At 71.5% G+C, this 15,106-nt stretch carries 11 protein-coding genes; 4 read left to right on the top strand and 7 right to left on the bottom strand.

Annotated elements, in window-relative coordinates; all coding sequences use genetic code 11:
• The first annotated feature begins 220 nt into the window (after positions 1 to 220).
• Positions 221 to 2,914: an excinuclease ABC subunit UvrA gene (locus G4G93_RS24335; protein WP_165088167.1), complete on the top strand. Its 2,694-nt coding sequence runs from the start codon at positions 221 to 223 to the stop codon at positions 2,912 to 2,914.
• Between the two features lie 96 nt (positions 2,915 to 3,010).
• On the opposite strand, the gene G4G93_RS24330 is transcribed toward G4G93_RS24335, so the two are convergent.
• The 7 genes from G4G93_RS24330 to G4G93_RS24300 all read right to left on the bottom strand — a co-directional run bounded on the left by G4G93_RS24330 (position 3,011) and on the right by G4G93_RS24300 (position 11,275).
• Positions 3,011 to 4,255, bottom strand: coding sequence for an ABC transporter substrate-binding protein (locus G4G93_RS24330; RefSeq protein WP_165088164.1), 1,245 nt, complete (start codon positions 4,253 to 4,255; stop codon positions 3,011 to 3,013).
• Positions 4,256 to 4,422: 167 nt separating this feature from the next.
• Positions 4,423 to 4,629 carry an MbtH family NRPS accessory protein gene (locus G4G93_RS24325; protein WP_165088161.1) on the bottom strand — a complete coding sequence of 69 codons (207 nt, stop codon included), beginning with the start codon at positions 4,627 to 4,629 and terminating at the stop codon, positions 4,423 to 4,425.
• A gap of 185 nt (positions 4,630 to 4,814) precedes the next feature.
• Positions 4,815 to 5,738, bottom strand: coding sequence for a LysR substrate-binding domain-containing protein (locus G4G93_RS24320; RefSeq protein ID WP_312892255.1), 924 nt, complete (start codon positions 5,736 to 5,738; stop codon positions 4,815 to 4,817).
• Between the two features lie 164 nt (positions 5,739 to 5,902).
• The gene (locus tag G4G93_RS24315; RefSeq protein WP_165088156.1) at positions 5,903 to 7,513 is read right to left on the bottom strand and encodes a hydantoinase B/oxoprolinase family protein; all 1,611 of its coding nucleotides are present in this window, start codon (positions 7,511 to 7,513) and stop codon (positions 5,903 to 5,905) included.
• A complete protein-coding gene (locus tag G4G93_RS24310; protein ID WP_165088153.1) occupies positions 7,510 to 9,597 on the bottom strand; it encodes a hydantoinase/oxoprolinase family protein in 2,088 nt (695 codons plus the stop codon). The genes G4G93_RS24315 and G4G93_RS24310 overlap by 4 nt, the downstream gene beginning before the upstream one ends.
• A 97-nt stretch (positions 9,598 to 9,694) precedes the next feature.
• Positions 9,695 to 10,885, bottom strand: coding sequence for a plasmid replication protein RepC (gene repC, locus G4G93_RS24305; RefSeq protein ID WP_206289993.1), 1,191 nt, complete (start codon positions 10,883 to 10,885; stop codon positions 9,695 to 9,697).
• Between the two features lie 192 nt (positions 10,886 to 11,077).
• A complete protein-coding gene (locus G4G93_RS24300; protein WP_139038376.1) occupies positions 11,078 to 11,275 on the bottom strand; it encodes a hypothetical protein in 198 nt (65 codons plus the stop codon).
• A 379-nt stretch (positions 11,276 to 11,654) separates the two neighbouring features.
• On the opposite strand from G4G93_RS24300, the gene G4G93_RS24295 reads away from it, so the two are divergent.
• The 3 genes from G4G93_RS24295 (at position 11,655) to G4G93_RS24285 (ending at position 15,091) form a co-directional block, all read left to right on the top strand.
• Positions 11,655 to 12,479, top strand: a complete 825-nt coding sequence (locus tag G4G93_RS24295; RefSeq protein ID WP_165088149.1) for a hypothetical protein — start codon at positions 11,655 to 11,657, stop codon at positions 12,477 to 12,479.
• The gene (locus G4G93_RS24290) at positions 12,476 to 13,678 is read left to right on the top strand and encodes a CaiB/BaiF CoA-transferase family protein (RefSeq protein WP_165088146.1); all 1,203 of its coding nucleotides are present in this window, start codon (positions 12,476 to 12,478) and stop codon (positions 13,676 to 13,678) included. The genes G4G93_RS24295 and G4G93_RS24290 overlap by 4 nt, the downstream gene beginning before the upstream one ends.
• A 204-nt stretch (positions 13,679 to 13,882) precedes the next feature.
• Positions 13,883 to 15,091 carry an ABC transporter substrate-binding protein gene (locus G4G93_RS24285; protein ID WP_165088144.1) on the top strand — a complete coding sequence of 403 codons (1,209 nt, stop codon included), beginning with the start codon at positions 13,883 to 13,885 and terminating at the stop codon, positions 15,089 to 15,091.
• The last annotated feature ends 15 nt before the right edge of the window (positions 15,092 to 15,106 follow it).

Below are 15,106 nucleotides of genomic sequence, written 5' to 3'. Positions count from 1 at the left end.
CGGAATGACGAGGCGGGTTTCATCTTGTTGCTCACATCGAGCAGGCCCTGCCCGGCTCCTTCGAGCCCTGCCCGGACATGCCACGATCCGGGCCGGCTTCCGGACCATGCGCCGAAGCAGGTAAACATCGGCCGGGGGACCGTCGCCGGCAGGCGAAGCCTTTCGCCCTTCACATTCTTCCAACCGGCCGGGACACCCGCATCCCCGCGAGAAAGCAGCCATGGATCAGGCGAAGTCCAAGGACAGGGCGAGAAACCGGGTCAGGATCGCCCGATCGGGGGCGGGGCGGGCGGGCTTCGTCACGGTCCGGGGCGCGCGGGAGCACAACCTGCGCGACGTGGACGTGGAGATGCCGCGCGACGCCCTCGTGGTGTTCACCGGCGTCTCGGGCTCCGGCAAGTCCTCGCTCGCCTTCGGCACCCTCTATGCCGAGGCGCAGCGCCGCTACTTCGAATCGGTCGCGCCCTACGCACGCCGCATGATCGACCAGGTCGGCGTGCCGGACGTCGACGCCATCGAGGGCCTGCCCCCGGCGGTCGCACTCCAGCAGCAGCGCGGCACGCCGAGCGCGCGCTCCTCGGTCGGCAGCGTCACCACCCTGTCGAGCCTGGTGCGGATGATGTACTCGCGCGCCGGCACCTATCCGCCGGGCCAGCCGATGCTGTTCGCGGAGGACTTTTCCCCCAACACGCCCCAGGGCGCCTGCCCGTCCTGCGGCGGCCTCGGCCGGGTCTACAGCGCCACCGAGGCCTCGATGGTGCCCGACCCGTCGCTCACGATCCGCGAGCGCGCCGTCGCGGCCTGGCCGCAGGCCTGGGGCGGGCAGAACCTGCGCGACATCCTGGTGAGCCGCGGCGTCGACGTCGACACGCCGTGGCGGGACCTGCCGCGGGCGCTCAAGGACTGGATCCTGTTCACCGACGAGCAGCCGCAGGAGCCGGTCTATGCCGGGCTGACCCCGGCGCAGACGCAGGCCGCCCGCAAGCGCCGCCTCGAGCCGAGCTACATCGGCACCTTCACCAGCGCCCGCCGCCACGTGATGCACGCCTTCACGAACTCGCAGAGTGCCCTGATGCGCCGGCGCGCCGCGAGCTATCTCGTGAGCGAGGAGTGCGCGGCCTGCCACGGCAAGCGCCTGAAGCCCGAGGCGCTCTCCGTCACCTTCGCGGGGCTCGACATCGGCGAGATGTCGCGGATGCCGCTCTCCGACCTCGCCGAGGCCCTGCGGCCGGCAGCCGAGGACGAGCTCCCCGAGGACGGCACGGAGTCGGACATCCTCGACCGCGAGGCCGGCCGGCGGGACCGGGCCGCGCGCGTCGCCGCCGGCGGCTCGGCCCATGCGGCCGCGCCCGACACGCGGGCGACCCCCAACCTCTCGATCGAGAAGCGCCTCGCCGCCCAGCGCTTGGCCGCCGACCTCGTCGACCGGATCGGGACGCTCAAGGATCTCGGCCTCGGCTACCTCTCCCTCGACCGCGTCACCACGACCCTGTCCTCGGGCGAGTTGCAGCGCCTGCGGCTGGCCACCCAGCTGCGCTCGCAGCTCTTCGGCGTCGTCTACGTGCTCGACGAGCCGACCGCCGGGCTCCACCCCGCCGACGGCGACGCCATGCACGACGCGCTCGCCGGGCTGCTGGACTCCGGAAACTCGCTCTTCGTCGTCGAGCACGATCTCGGGACGATGCGCCGGGCCGACTGGCTCGTCGATGTCGGCCCCGCCGCGGGCGAGCATGGCGGCACGATCCTCTACAGCGGGCCGCCGGAGGGCCTGCGGGAGGTCGAGGCGTCGCGCACCCGCCTGCACCTGTTCGGCCTCGCGGCTGCGCCGACCGCAAGGCGGCGCGAGCCGAAAGGGTGGCTGCGCCTGGAGGAGGTCACCCGCAACAGCCTGCGCGGGGTCACGACCGGCTTCCCGCTCGGCTGCCTCACCGCCGTGACCGGCATCTCGGGTTCGGGCAAGTCGAGCCTCGTCAGCCAGGCGCTGCTCGACCTCGTCGGCGAGCGCCTCGGCCGCCCGCCTGAATCCGACGACGAGCCCGAAGACCCGCTCGACGAGGCCCCCGGCCCGACGCAAGGCCGGATTACCGGCGGCATGGAGGCGATCCGGCGCCTGGTGAGGGTCGACCAGAAGCCGATCGGGCGCACGCCGCGCTCGAACCTCGCGACCTATACCGGCCTGTTCGACGCCGTCCGCAAGCTGTTCGCCGCCACGCCCGAGGCGCGCCGGCGGCGCTACGACGCCGGCCGCTTCTCCTTCAACGTCGCCAAGGGCCGCTGCCCGGTCTGCGAGGGCGAGGGCTTCGTCAGCGTCGAGCTGCTGTTCATGCCGAGCGTCTACGCCCCCTGCCCGACCTGCCACGGCGCCCGCTATGCGCCGGAGACGCTGGAGGTGACCTGGAACGGCATGAGCATCGCCGGCGTGCTCGGGCTCACGGTCGAGCGCGCCTGCGCCGCCTTCGCCGACGAGCCGTCGGTCCTGCGGCCGCTCGCCCTCCTGCGCGATCTCGGCCTCGGCTACCTGCGCCTCGGCCAGCCCGCGACCGAGCTGTCCGGCGGGGAGGCCCAGCGGATCAAGCTCGCGACCGAATTGCAGCGGGGCCAGCGCGGCGGCACGCTCTACGTCCTCGACGAGCCGACGACGGGCCTGCACCCGACCGACGTCGACCGGCTGATGCTTCAGCTCAACGGCCTGGTCGATGCGGGCAACACCGTCGTGATGGTCGAGCACGACATGCGCGTCGTGGCCCAGGCCGACCACGTCATCGACATGGGCCCGGGCGCCGGCTCCCTGGGCGGCCACGTCGTCGCCGCCGGCCGGCCGGAGGTGGTCGCGGCGGCCGCGGACAGCCGCACGGCGCCGTATCTGCGCGAGGAGCTGGCGGTGTATGGGGCTGCGGAAAAGGCGTCAGGCTAGAGCGGTGCCCGATCGCGTTGCCATCGAACGCCGCTCTAAATCCTTGATCCGGACGCCGAACCGTACCCTATTGCACCGGTCGAGCCCGCATCCCCCTCACCCGTTCATCGGCCATTTCGGCGGCGACGCCGCGAAGGCCTCCGGGAAGACCGTGACGAACGTGCCGTCGCGGTACTGGATCAGGACCGGGTCGCACAGGGTGTTCTGGCCGTCGGGGCCGAAGACGATGCCGCGCCAGGGCATGATGGTCTGCGCGGCCGGGGTGTCGGTGGCGGCCAGCGCCTCGCGGATCTTCGCGCCGTCGAGCGAGCGGGCCCGGTCGATCCCGTCGGCGAGCACCAGCATCGCCTCGACGAGGCGCGAGGTGTTGTCGTTGAGGTCGCGGCCGGCCCGGGCCTTGTACATCGCGTTGACGATGCCGATCGACGGTCGCTTCTTCGCGAGGTCCAGGGCAAAGGAGGCACGGCTGATGAGGCCGTCGAGCTTGTCGCCCACGCTCTCGAAGGTCGCCTTCTCGGCAAAGCCCGCCGCCTGGGCGATCATGTTGCGGGGCTTGTAGCCCAGCTCCGCCATGGTCTTCACCAGCAGGATCGAGTCGGTGGTGTAGCTCGACGGCAGCACGACGTCGGCATCCGCACTCTTGAGCTGCTGCACCTCCGCGGTGAGCGAGGGCGAGTTCGAGCGGTACTTCACGTCGGCCGCGATCCTGTAGCCGCGCTCGGTCGCCAGCTTGCGCTGCACGTTCGAGGAATCGACGCCGAAGATCGTGTCCTCGTAGAACAACGACACGGTCTCGACCTTGGCGCCCTTCTTCCGCTCGGCGTCGAGGAGATCGAAGATCGCGGCCGAGAACATCTCGTCATGGGCGGCCGGGCGGAAGAAATATTTGAGGTTGCGCCGGTGCAGGCTCGGCGACGAGCTGTCGGCGGCGACGAAGGGCACGCCGTAGCGCTCGCAGGTCACGCTCACGGTGGCGGCGACCGAGGAATGGTAGGTGCCGACGATGCCCACCACCTTGTTCTGGGTGATCAGGCGCTCGGCCTCCGAGCGGCCCTTCTGCGGGTCGGCCTGGTGGTCGGCCATCACGAGGCGGATCTTCGCGCCGCCGAGCCCGGCGAGTCCCGCCGCGCGGGCGCCCGGCAGGTCGAGGTCGTGGACGCCGTTGATGATCTCGATCGCGGTCTCGAGGGCGTGGCGCCCGTCGACCCCGACCTGGGCGTTCGCCCCCGACATCGGGTAGACGGCGCCGATCAGCACCTCCTCGGCCGCGCGGGCCGGCCCGGCAGCCGCCCATCCCGCGAGCGCGGCGGCGCCCCCCAGCAGCACGTCTCTGCGATGCATCGTGTCATTCCCTGAACGGCCCCGGCGGACCCGGCTCTGCAAGGAGAGTGCCGCAGGTACCGGCGCAGCCGAACCAAGATCGGTCGGCGAGGGACAAGCTGTGCTTGCCGATCAGCGGTCCAGCCACCGGATGCCGGCCGACCGGCCGCTCGATGACGGAACTTGCCTCATGTCTTGCTGCGGAGGCTGAGCGGGCGCATGTCGACCCAGACCTCCCGGATGTAGTCCAGGCATGTTTCGCGATCACCCGGCTCGCAGGCCTGGCGCCAGCCCGGAGGAATGACCGCGGAGGCCGGCCAGAGCGAGTATTGCTCCTCCTCGTTAACCACGGCAACGTAGAGTTCTTCCTCTTTCTTCTGCCATGGATACGACATTTTTTCCGTCGCCTTCTGCTTGACGCCTCATCCTATTTCCCGATCCATGGTCTGTAAAGCTGCTCGCATCACGCGGAGCCTTGTCGCCGGCCTGTTCGATGCGTGGCGGGCGGATCCGCGTCCCGGCAGGCGAACGGTGCACGCCGAGCCGCCCCTGCCAGGGCGTATGCCGTCCCCGGCGACGGTCATGGACCGGCCGTCGGCCCCTCCCCCGGGCGCCGCGTCCAGTCCTCCCCCAGCACCCAGTCGCAGAAGGCCGCGACGCCCTTCAGGCGGCGGTGCGAGCGCGGCAGGACGAGGTAGAAGCCCGGAATGTCGGCGGGATCCATGCCGACGAGCGCATCGAGCCCGAACGGGGCGACGAGGCGCCCGGCCTGCAGGTCCTCGATCGCGTCGAGCCGGGAGATCAGCCCGATTCCGAGCCCGGAGAGCGCGGCCCGCCGCATGCTCGCGGCGTCGTGGACCTGGATCTCGTTGCGCAGGGTGCCGCCGGCGACCCCGAGATGCGCGAGCACCCGCGGCCAGAGTTCGCTCGCCAGGACGAGGTGGACGAGCGGCGCCCGCGCCAGGTCCTCCGGCCCGGCGAGGCGTGCGGCGAGCCGGGCCGAGCAGCACACGATCTTGGGATCGCGCACCAGCAGGGTCGATTCGTAGTCCCGCCACTGCCCGAAGCCCCACTGGATCGCGACGTCGACCTCGGCGGCGGCGAAATCGGGCATCTCGACCATCGTCTTGATGCGGATATCGGCGCCGGGCAGCCGCGCGCGGAACCGGTCGAGCCGGTCGACGAGGTAGCGGGTGGCGAAGTAGGGGCTGACATTGAGGTCGATCCGGTCGCGCTGCCCGACGCGGGCGACCCGCCGCACGCCCTCCCGGAACTCGTCGAACCCGCTCTGGACGAAGTGGGCGAGGAGGATCGCGGCCTCGGTCGGCACGATCGTGCGCCCGCGGCGGTCGAACAACGCCACCGCCAGGGTGTCCTCGAGGAGCTTGATCTGCTGGCTCACTGCCTGAGGGCTGACCAGGAGATCATCCGCCGCGCCGCGGAAGCTGCCGTGGCGCATCACCGCGTGGAAGACCCGCAGGGCATTGAGCGGGGGGAGGCGCACGCCGTCCGATCTCATCGCCCCGCGTCGCGTGCCCCCGCTCCTGCCGTCACGATAGGAGGGCCGCCCCGAGGCGGCAAGCGGGCGGCTCGGTCATGCCCAGGAGCTACCGTTTCCATGTCAGCCTCGCCCCTTTCCCGGATCTCCTTGCACTTCGTGACAGTCGTTCACCCGGTGACGTAGCCCTTGCGCCGGTCGTCCTCCCGCGCCGCCGGATCGCGCTCCGCCGGATCGCCGAAGCCCCCTCCCCCGGGCACGGTCAGGATCAGGCGCCGGCCCGCCGGCACGTGCTGCCAGCCCTTCCCCCGCATCCGGGTGCCGTCGTCGAGGTGGACGCCGCCCGGCGCCCCGTCGCCGCCGCCGTCGCGGCCATGGGCGGGGTTGTCGATCCGGTCGAACATCGCCGAGAAGTCGAAGTCGTAGCCGGCCTCGGCGGCGATCTCGATGACCTGGCCGAGGCCGCCGCGCCAGGCGCCGTCGCCGCCGGAATCCGGCCGCAGCTCCTTGCGCCAGATCACCACCGGGCCGGTCTGCTCGGTCGCCTCGATCGGCATCGTGTGCACCCCGGACGGAAAGGCGGTGGCCGACAGGCCGTCGAGGCCGGGCCGCGCGCCCATGCCGCCGGAATTGAACATCAGCACCTCGGCCCGACGGCCCTCGCGCCCCGCGACCGGGCGCAGCGACAGGTGGATGTTCCAGAGCGAGGCTGCGCCCTCGGCCAGAACCTGCCCGGGCAGGGCCTTGGCGAGCGCGCCGAGCACCAGATCCGGCACGAGGTGGCCGAGCACGTGGCGCAGGCTCACCGGGGCCGGCCGCGGGGCGTTGAGGATGTTGGGCGGCGACGCGACGGTGAAGAAGGCCAGCGAGGCGGCGTTGTTGGGGATGTCGGGCGCCACCACGCATTTGAGCGCATAGGACGCGTAGGCCTTGCTGTAGATGATCGGCACGTTGATGCCCCAGCGGCTCACCGGGGCGCTGCCGTCGAAATCGACGTGGACGCTCTCCTCGCCGATCTCGATCCGGACGGCCAGGGGGATCGGCGCGTCGTAGCCGTCGGTCATCAGGGTGTTCGACCACGTGCCCTTGGGCAGCACGCGGATGCGCTCGGCCATGGCGGCCCGGGTGCGTGCGACGATGAAATCGGTCAGCGGGTCGAGGGTGGACAGCCCGGTCTCGCGCATCATCGCGACGAGGCGGCGGTGGCCGACCTCGTTGCAGGCGGCGAGGGAGTAGAAGTCGCCGACCACCTGGTTCGGCTCGCGCACGTTCCGGCGCAGGATCCGCACCAGATCGCCGTTGACGCGGCCGCGGTCGATGAACCGCATGATCGGGATCTGGAGGCCTTCCTCGTAGACCGATTGGCCGTCGGCCCCGAAGCCGCGCCCGCCGACATCGACCACATGGGCGGTGCAGGCGAAGAAGCCGACCAGCACCCCGTCGAGGAAGGACGGCGACACCATGGTGATGTCGTGCAGGTGCCCGGTGCCGAGCCAGGGATCGTTGGTGACGTAGGTGTCGCCCTCCTGCATCTCGGCCGGCGGAATCTCCGCCATGAAGTTCCCGACCGCCTCCGCCATGGTGTTGACGTGGCCGGGCGTGCCGGTGACCGCCTGGGCGAGCATGCGCCCGGCCGGGTCGAACACCCCGGCCGAGAGGTCGCCGGCCTCGCGCACCGAGGTCGAGAAGGCGGTGCGCAGGAGGGTGGTGGCCTGCTCCTCGACGACCGAGATCAGCCGGTTCCACATCACCTGCAGGCGGATATCGTCGATCGCGCTCACGAGCGGTACCCTTTCCGGACCAGGAGGAGCGAGCCGTCGCCCTGGAGCACGGCGTCGAACCGGGAGGTGACGAGGGTCGAGGTCTCGCGCTCGACGATCACCGCCGGCCCCGCGACCCGGTCTCCGGGCGCGAGATCCTCTCGCGCCACCACCGCGCTGTCGCGGGTCTCCCCGCTCGCCGGATCGAAGACCGGGCGGGTGCCGATCGAGGCACCGAGCGGCCGCCCGACCGTGTCGAGGGCGTGGCGGGCGGGCGCCTCGCGCGCGTCCTGCATCTTCACCGAGACGGTGACGACCTCGATGTCGAGCCCGTCCAGCCCGTCGACCGGGCGGCCGAAGAACCGGGCGTAATGCGCGCGGAACAGGTCGCGCAGGGCGGCGGCGTCCAGGGCCTCGTCCGGCAGCGGCACCGGGATCTCCCAGCCCTGGCCGGCATAGCGCATGAAGGCCGTGACCTCGCGGGTGAGCGGCGCCTGCGTGCCGGCGCGCACGAAACGCTCCGCCGTCCCGCTCAAGCCCGCGACCTGCGCGGCCAGCCCCTCGCCGTCGAAGGACGAGAGCCGGAACACCCGCGAGCCGACCGCTTCGTAGCCGAACGGCGCCTTGAGGAAGCCGATCGCCGAACCGACGCCGGCCCCCGCCGGCACCAGGCAGAGCGCGATGTCGAGTTTCTCGCACAGCCGCGCGGCGTGCAGGGGGGCGGCGCCCCCGAAGGCGATCATCACGCCGCCGGCGAGGTCGCGGCCGTTCTCGACCGCGTGGACGCGGGCGGCGTTCGCCATGTTCTCGTCGACCACCTCGGCGATGCCGAAGGCAGCCGGCAGCGGCGCGAGACCCAGCCTGTCGCCGACCTCCTCCCGCACCGCGGTTTCGGCGGCGTCCCGCGACAGCCGGATCGCCCCGCCCGCGAAGGACTCGGGATCGAGCTTGCCGAGCACGAGGTCGGCATCGGTGATCGTCGGCAGCGTGCCGCCGCGGCCGTAGCAGGCCGGGCCCGGCTCCGAGCCGGCACTGTCCGGCCCGGTCTGGATCCGGCCCATCGCGTCGACCGAGGCGATCGAGCCGCCGCCGGCCCCGATCTCGATCATCTCGATCACCGGAATCGAGATCGGGATGCCGGAGCCCTTCGAGAACCGGTAGGTCCTGGCGACCTCGAAGCTGCGCGCGGTGCGCGGCTGAAAATCCTCGATCAGGCAGATCTTCGCGGTGGTGCCGCCCATGTCGTAGGACACGGTGCTCGTCAGGTCGAACCGACGGGCGATGTCGGTGGCGAAGATCGCGCCCCCCGCCGGCCCCGATTCGACGAGGCGGACCGGGAACTCGGCGGCGGTCTCCAGCGAGACCAGGCCGCCGCCCGAATGGATCATCACCACGGGGCAGGTCGCGCCGGCCTCGCGCAGGCGGATTTGCAGCCGCCCGAGGTAATCCGCCATCAGCGGGCGGACATAGGCGTTGGCGCAGACGGTGTTGAAGCGCTCGAATTCCCGCATTTGCGGCGAGACCTCGGACGAGATCGAGATCGGCACATTCAAGACGCGGGCCAGGATCTCGCGGGCGCGCCGCTCATGGGCAGGGTTGGCGTAGGAATGGATGAAGCCGATCGCCACCGCCCCGTAGCCGCCGGCCGCCAGCGTCCTGGCCAGGGTGTCGAGGCCGGCCTCGTCGAGGGGCATCAGCTCGTCGCCCCGCGCCCCGATCCGGCCCCGCACCGGGAACCGGTCCTCGCGCGGCACCAGGGGTGCCGGGAGCCGGATGGTCAGGTCGTACTGCGCGAACCGGTTCTCGGTCCGCATCTCGATCACGTCGTGAAACCCCTGCGTCGTCACGAAGGCGACCCGGGCGCCGCGGCGGGCGATCAGGGCGTTGGTGGCGAGCGTCGTGCCGTGAATCGCCAGGTCGATCTCGCCCGGGGCGATGCCGGCCTCGCGGGTCAGGATCGCCAGGCCGTCGAGGATCGCCTGCTCGGGCGCCGCGTAGGTGGTGAGCACCTTGGTCGAGTGCAGGCGGCCCCGCACGTCGAGCACGATGTCGGTGAAGGTGCCGCCGATATCGGCGCCGAGTCGGATCTGAGGATTCGTCGTCATGCCGGGAGCGACCTTAGGCGCGGGAGATCCACTCCAGAACCGAAGAAAACGTCGGCACCGGAAAGCTCTCCTTGTCGATCGAGCACATTCCCCATCGCTACATCAACCGCCGCCGGCGCATCGCCAGAAGCTCGGTCCCGGCCCGGTACCGCCCCTCCCCCGCCAGGCGTACGAGGCGCCGGAAGTAGCCGCCCGGATTGCGGATCCGGTTCCGGCCGGATGTCGCGTCGTCGTCGTGGAGCTGCGCCACGATGAGCACGAGGACGGCCGCCCCGTAGGGCCCGACCGTCTCGCACGCCTCGTCCCAGGCGCTCGCATGCACGCCGATCGTCGCTCGGAGCCGTCGTCCGGCGTCGAAGACTTCGTGCTCGTCCCGGATGTCGCCGCCCACCAGCTCGCGCACCACCGGGCAGGCCTCGACGACCAGCGCCGGTGCCGGATCCGTCCCGGGAGACCCGATCGCCCCGACGGCGTCGCCCATTCCCGTCGAGTCGGGTCTCCGGTCGACCGGCTCGCGAACCGTTTCGTCCCCTCTCCCCTTGTCACAAGCCTCGATAGGAGATCCTTTCTCTGTTTCTACGTGGCGGCAGGACGTGCCGTCACAGCCGGCTGCGTAGAAGCGCTGCTCGACCAGCCCGCGCAGTTCTCCCCAGGCCTCCAGGACGGTCTCGGGATCGCCCCGGCCGCGCCGGTCCGGCGTGCTTGCGTCCAGGCTCGCCCGCACCGCCGCGAGGTCGGCGATGGCGGTCTCCGGGTAGCGGTGACCGAGGGCGTGCAACGCCTCCTCGACGGCGCGGCGATGCATCGTCACGAGGTCGAAGGCGCGGCGGCGGCGTTCGCGCGCCTCGGCCCGGGCCTGGAGCGCCAGCGTCCAGTCACCGCGGCGGGCATGGAGCGGCGTCAGGTCGAACCCGAAGGCGTCGAGGATCGTGCCGTCGCGGCCGCGCACGGCGTAGCGCTTGCCGTTCGCCGAATCCTTCGGCGCGACGATCTCCAGGGCCACGAGGTCGCGCAACGCGTAGCGCACGGCGCGTTCCGACAGCCCGGTCCGCGAGACCAGGTACTCGTTCGACGGCCACACGATCAGGCGCGCCCAATCCTGCTCGCCCCAGGCGGCGACGAGCTCGGACAGGACCAGCCGCAGGGCCGGACGCAACCCGAGCGCCTTCGCGGCCTCCCGGGCCGATGCGGACAGTTCCTTGCGCGTGACCGTGCGCCCGTCCTCGAGGGCGCGTCTCTTTCCAGCGAGGGCGGCGCGCGTCAGCGGCCGGCCCCCGGTCTGAACCATCTCCACTCCACACCTCCTTGGACGGAGGCAAAGCGGGACCGTTCGCCCGAGAGGGCGTCATTGACGGTGAGTCCGGGAACCGCTAGAAGGAGGGTGTCAATCCGGTCTTCCAGCGGCGGCTTCCCCAGCCCCCGTTATGAGATCCAAAAAAGCGTCGAGGTCCCCACCTCGGCGCTTTTTGCTTTGCCGCGTCTACATGTTCGGCTCCACGAAGGCTTGTTCGAGCGCGTGGATGATCGCGAGGCGGCGGTTCGGGAACTTGCCCTCGCGCACCGCCGCATCGATCGCCTGCTGGACCTGTGCCGGCACCCAGACATTCGTCTCCAGCTCCCCGGACGCCTTGCGGGCCTCACGGAGCTTCTTGACGCGCTGAGACGGGGTGTCGGCCATCGATTCGGCTCCACGACTCGTAACGTTACGAGTCGTGTCACGACTCGGCCGCGCCCGGCAACGCCGAGTCGTGGGCCGGCCGCGATTCTTAATTTCGATTCACAGGTGAATCGCGCGATTCGGGCGATTCTGCGCAGGCCGCCCCCTCATCTGTGGCCGCGACTCGGCTCCACGCAGTGATTCGCAGATGGTTCCTCGCCTGATTCGGAAGATTCTTATGCAATAGGCACGAATCGGCGCTCTGGTCTTGCGCAGGCCGGATCCGGAAGCGGGTCGGCGGCGGGAGCGAAGGCGTCGGACGCCCCGCCCGGATCGGGACTTCCATTCCGCCCGCTGAACGGTATTCTGATCCGTAAATAACTGGGAGGAGGCGCAAGCCGTGCCGGACACGAGCGACCAGGCGGCGGCCTGGACGGACGACGTCGCGACCCCGGCCCTGGTCCGACGGATCGCGGCGCTCCTCGACCGCGACGGCCGGGCGCTGGCGGCGACCGGTCTCCTGCCCCGCGGCTGGCATGTCGCCCTGTGCCACGACGGCGTGCCGCAGGGGCGCCTGCCGCCGGACGGCTATGCCGGCCCGGGGATCGCGCTCCCCGATCTCGGCCTGCCCCGGGTGATGCTGGGCGGGCGCCGCGCCACCTTCACCGGCGACATCCCGCTCGGTGCCACGGTCGAGCGATGCGCCGGGATCGTCGGCGTCACCGAGAAGACCGGCCGCAGCGGCCGGTTCGCCCTGGTGACGATCCGGCACGCCTACACCGTCCAGGGCCGCGAGGCGGTCGTCGAGGAGGCCGACTACGTCTTGCGCGAGGCGGCCTCGCCCGAAGCCTTGCCGCCTCCCTCCCCTCCCCCGGCTCCGCGCAAGGCCGAGGTTGCCCGCATCGTGGTGCCGGACGAGACGCTGCTGTTCCGGTTCAGCGCCGTCACCGGCAACCCGCACCGCATCCATTACGACGCGCCCTATGCCCGCGACCGCGAGGGCTACCCGGCCCTCGTCGTCAATGGCGGGCTCACCGCGCTCCTCGTCCTCGACCTCGTCCGCCACGCCGCCGGGCGCGAGCCCGCCGTCTTCGCCTGCCGGATGCGGCGCCCGCTGTTCTGCGGCCGCCCGATGCGGCTCTGCGCCAGCCCGGACCCAGAGGGCTGGCGCGCCGTCGCCGAGGACGAGACCGGCGCCGTCGCCCTGGAGGCGGAATTCCGATGAGCGCACGTCCCCTGGCGGGAATCAGGGTCGTCGACCTGACCACCGTCGTGGTCGGCCCGGCCTGCACCCTGCGGCTCGCCGATTTCGGTGCCGAGGTCGTCAAGGTCGAGCCCCGCGGCGGCGACGTGCTGCGTTGCCTCGGCGGTCCCTCCCCGGGCGGGCGCCATGCCGGCTCCTACCTGCACCTCAACCGGGGCAAGCGCGCGGTCGGGCTCGACCTCAAGCACCCGGCCGGCCGCGACGTGCTCGCGCGCCTGATCGCCGCGAGCGACGTCCTCGTCGCCAACATGCGGCCGGAGGCGCTGGCCCGCCTCGGCCTCGACGCCGGGACCCTGCGGGCCGCGCAGCCGCGCCTCGTCCACTGCACCATCACGGGGTTCGGGCCGGGTGGGCCGTATCGCGGCCGGCCGGCCTATGACAGCGTGGTCCAGGGCGCGTCCGGCCTCGCCGGGCTCGCGGCGCGCCGCGACGGCCGCCCGGCCTACGCGCCTTTGCTGCTGGCCGACCACGTCACCGGCGAGATCGCCGCCTCAGCGATCCTGGCCGCCCTGGTCGCCCGCGAGCGGACGGGAGACGGCGCCACGCTCGAAGTGCCGATGCACGAGACGATGGCGGCCTTCGTGCTCGCCGAGCATCTGGGCCCGCGCAGCTTCGATCCGCCGCTCGGCCCGGCCGGCGACGCCCGGGTGCTCAACCCGGACAACCGGCCGCTCGCCACCGCCGACGGCTGGATCAGCCTGACCGCCAACACCGACGCGCAGGTCCACGCCTTCCTGCGGGCGGTCGGGCGCCCGGAGCTGATCGACGATCCGCGCCTGCGCAGCGTCGCCGAGAGGTTCCGGAACGTCGACCTCTGGTTCAGCCTCCGCGCCGAGGTGCTGGCGACCCGTACGACCGCCGAGTGGCTCGCGGTCTTCGCCGCGGCCGACGTGCCGGCGATGCCCTGCCACACCCTCGAGACCCTGGAGCACGACCCGCACCTCGTGGCGGTCGGGCTGATCGGCACCGACGCGCACCCAACCGAGGGCCGGGTCCGCACCCTCCGGCCGACGATCCTGCAGGACGGCGCCCCGGCCCCCGCCGGCCGGCCGGCACCGCCTCCGGGCTTCGACACCCGCGCGGTCCTGCGCGAGCTGGGCGTCTCCGAGGCGCAGGCCGATGCGCTGATCGCGGGAGGGGCGGCGTTCGACGGCGAATGAGAGCCGATCCGCAGCGAATACCGAGTCTCGTCCCCATCCGCGCCCTCATCCCGAGGTGCTGCGTAGAAGCCTCGAAGGATGGGGTCGTGGATGGGGCGATAAAAGCAGTCGTGACCCGACCGATCGCCGCGCGAACACGGTCCGCGCGATGACCGACCCGACGGCGAACACGCCGCGGGCGAAAACCACGGAGGAGACGCCACGATGACACGATTTCGCGTGACGAGATGGACCGCCGGCCTCGCGGCGGCATGGTTGGCGGCGGTCCCGGCCGTCCACGCCGCCGACCGGGGCCCGGTGAAGATCGGCGTGCTCGTCGATCTCGAGGGCACCTATGCCGATATCGGGGGCTTGGGAGCCGTCGAGGCGGTGAAGATGGCGGTCGAGGATGTCGGCGGCAGCGTGCTGGGGCAACCGATCGAGGTCGTCTCCGCCGGCGGGCAGAACAAGGCGGATGTCGCCGCCAGCATCGCCCGGCAATGGTACGATTCGGGCGTCGACGTCATCACCGATCTCCCCTCCTCCGCGATGGCGCTGGCGGTGATGAACCTCGCCAACGAGAAGAAGAAGATCGCCCTCGTCACCAGCGCCGGCTCGTCGGACATCACCGGCAAGTTCTGCTCGCCCTACGCGGCGCATTGGACGTGGGACACCTACGCGATGGCGAAGGGCACCGGGTCGAGCGTGGTCCGCCAGGGTGGGACCGACTGGTATTTCCTCACCGCCGATTACGTCTTCGGCCAGGCGCTGGAGCGCGACACCGCCGCGGTGGTGACGGCGAGCGGCGGGCGCGTCCTCGGCGCGGTGCGCGCGCCGCTCAACACGCAGGATTTCTCCTCCTTCCTGCTCCAGGCGCAAGGGTCCGGGGCGAAGATCCTGGGGCTTGCCAATGGCGGCACCGACACGATCAACGCGATCAAGCAGGCGCGCGAATTCGGCCTCACCGACTCGATGCAGCTCGTCGCGCTCATCGCCTTTCTGAGCGACGTGCATTCGCTCGGCCTGAAGGTGGCGCAGGGCCTGCTGCTGACGGAAGCCTTCTACTGGGACCAGGACGAGGCGACGCGGGCCTGGTCGCGCCGGTTCTTCGCCCGGATGAAGCGCATGCCGAGCATGACCCAGGCCGGTGCCTATAGTGGCGCGCTCCATTACCTGAAGGCGGTGAAGGCGGTCAGCAGCAAGGATCCGGACGCCGTGATGGCCGAGATGCGCCGCACCCCGATCGAGGATTTCATGACCCATGGCGGCACCTTGCGGGCCGACGGACGGGTGATCCGCGACATGTACCTCTACCAGGCCAAGACCCCGGCGGAATCGACGGGCGAGTGGGACCTCTACAAGCTGGTGCGCCGCATTCCCGGCAACGAGGCGTTCCGCCCGCTCGCCGAGGGCGGCTGCCCGCTGGTGCGCTGACGACCGACAGGAGTT

It is taken from the genome of Methylobacterium sp. DB0501, from assembly GCF_011043735.1.
In the GTDB taxonomy this organism is placed as follows: Bacteria; Pseudomonadota; Alphaproteobacteria; order Rhizobiales; family Beijerinckiaceae; genus Methylobacterium; species Methylobacterium alsaeris.
This window is presented reverse-complemented; position numbering and strand designations above follow the sequence as displayed.

Excerpts from the sequence above, each read along its gene's own strand:
- G4G93_RS24335 (WP_165088167.1), top strand. The coding sequence starts at position 221 with ATGGATCAGGCGAAGTCCAAGGACAGGGCGAGAAACCGGGTCAGGATC.
- G4G93_RS24330 (WP_165088164.1), bottom strand. The coding sequence starts at position 4,255 with ATGCATCGCAGAGACGTGCTGCTGGGGGGCGCCGCCGCGCTCGCGGGA.
- G4G93_RS24325 (WP_165088161.1), bottom strand. The coding sequence starts at position 4,629 with ATGTCGTATCCATGGCAGAAGAAAGAGGAAGAACTCTACGTTGCCGTG.
- G4G93_RS24310 (WP_165088153.1), bottom strand. The coding sequence starts at position 9,597 with ATGACGACGAATCCTCAGATCCGACTCGGCGCCGATATCGGCGGCACC.
- repC (WP_206289993.1), bottom strand. The coding sequence starts at position 10,885 with ATGGTTCAGACCGGGGGCCGGCCGCTGACGCGCGCCGCCCTCGCTGGA.
- G4G93_RS24300 (WP_139038376.1), bottom strand. The coding sequence starts at position 11,275 with ATGGCCGACACCCCGTCTCAGCGCGTCAAGAAGCTCCGTGAGGCCCGC.
- G4G93_RS24290 (WP_165088146.1), top strand. The coding sequence starts at position 12,476 with ATGAGCGCACGTCCCCTGGCGGGAATCAGGGTCGTCGACCTGACCACC.
- G4G93_RS24285 (WP_165088144.1), top strand. The coding sequence starts at position 13,883 with ATGACACGATTTCGCGTGACGAGATGGACCGCCGGCCTCGCGGCGGCA.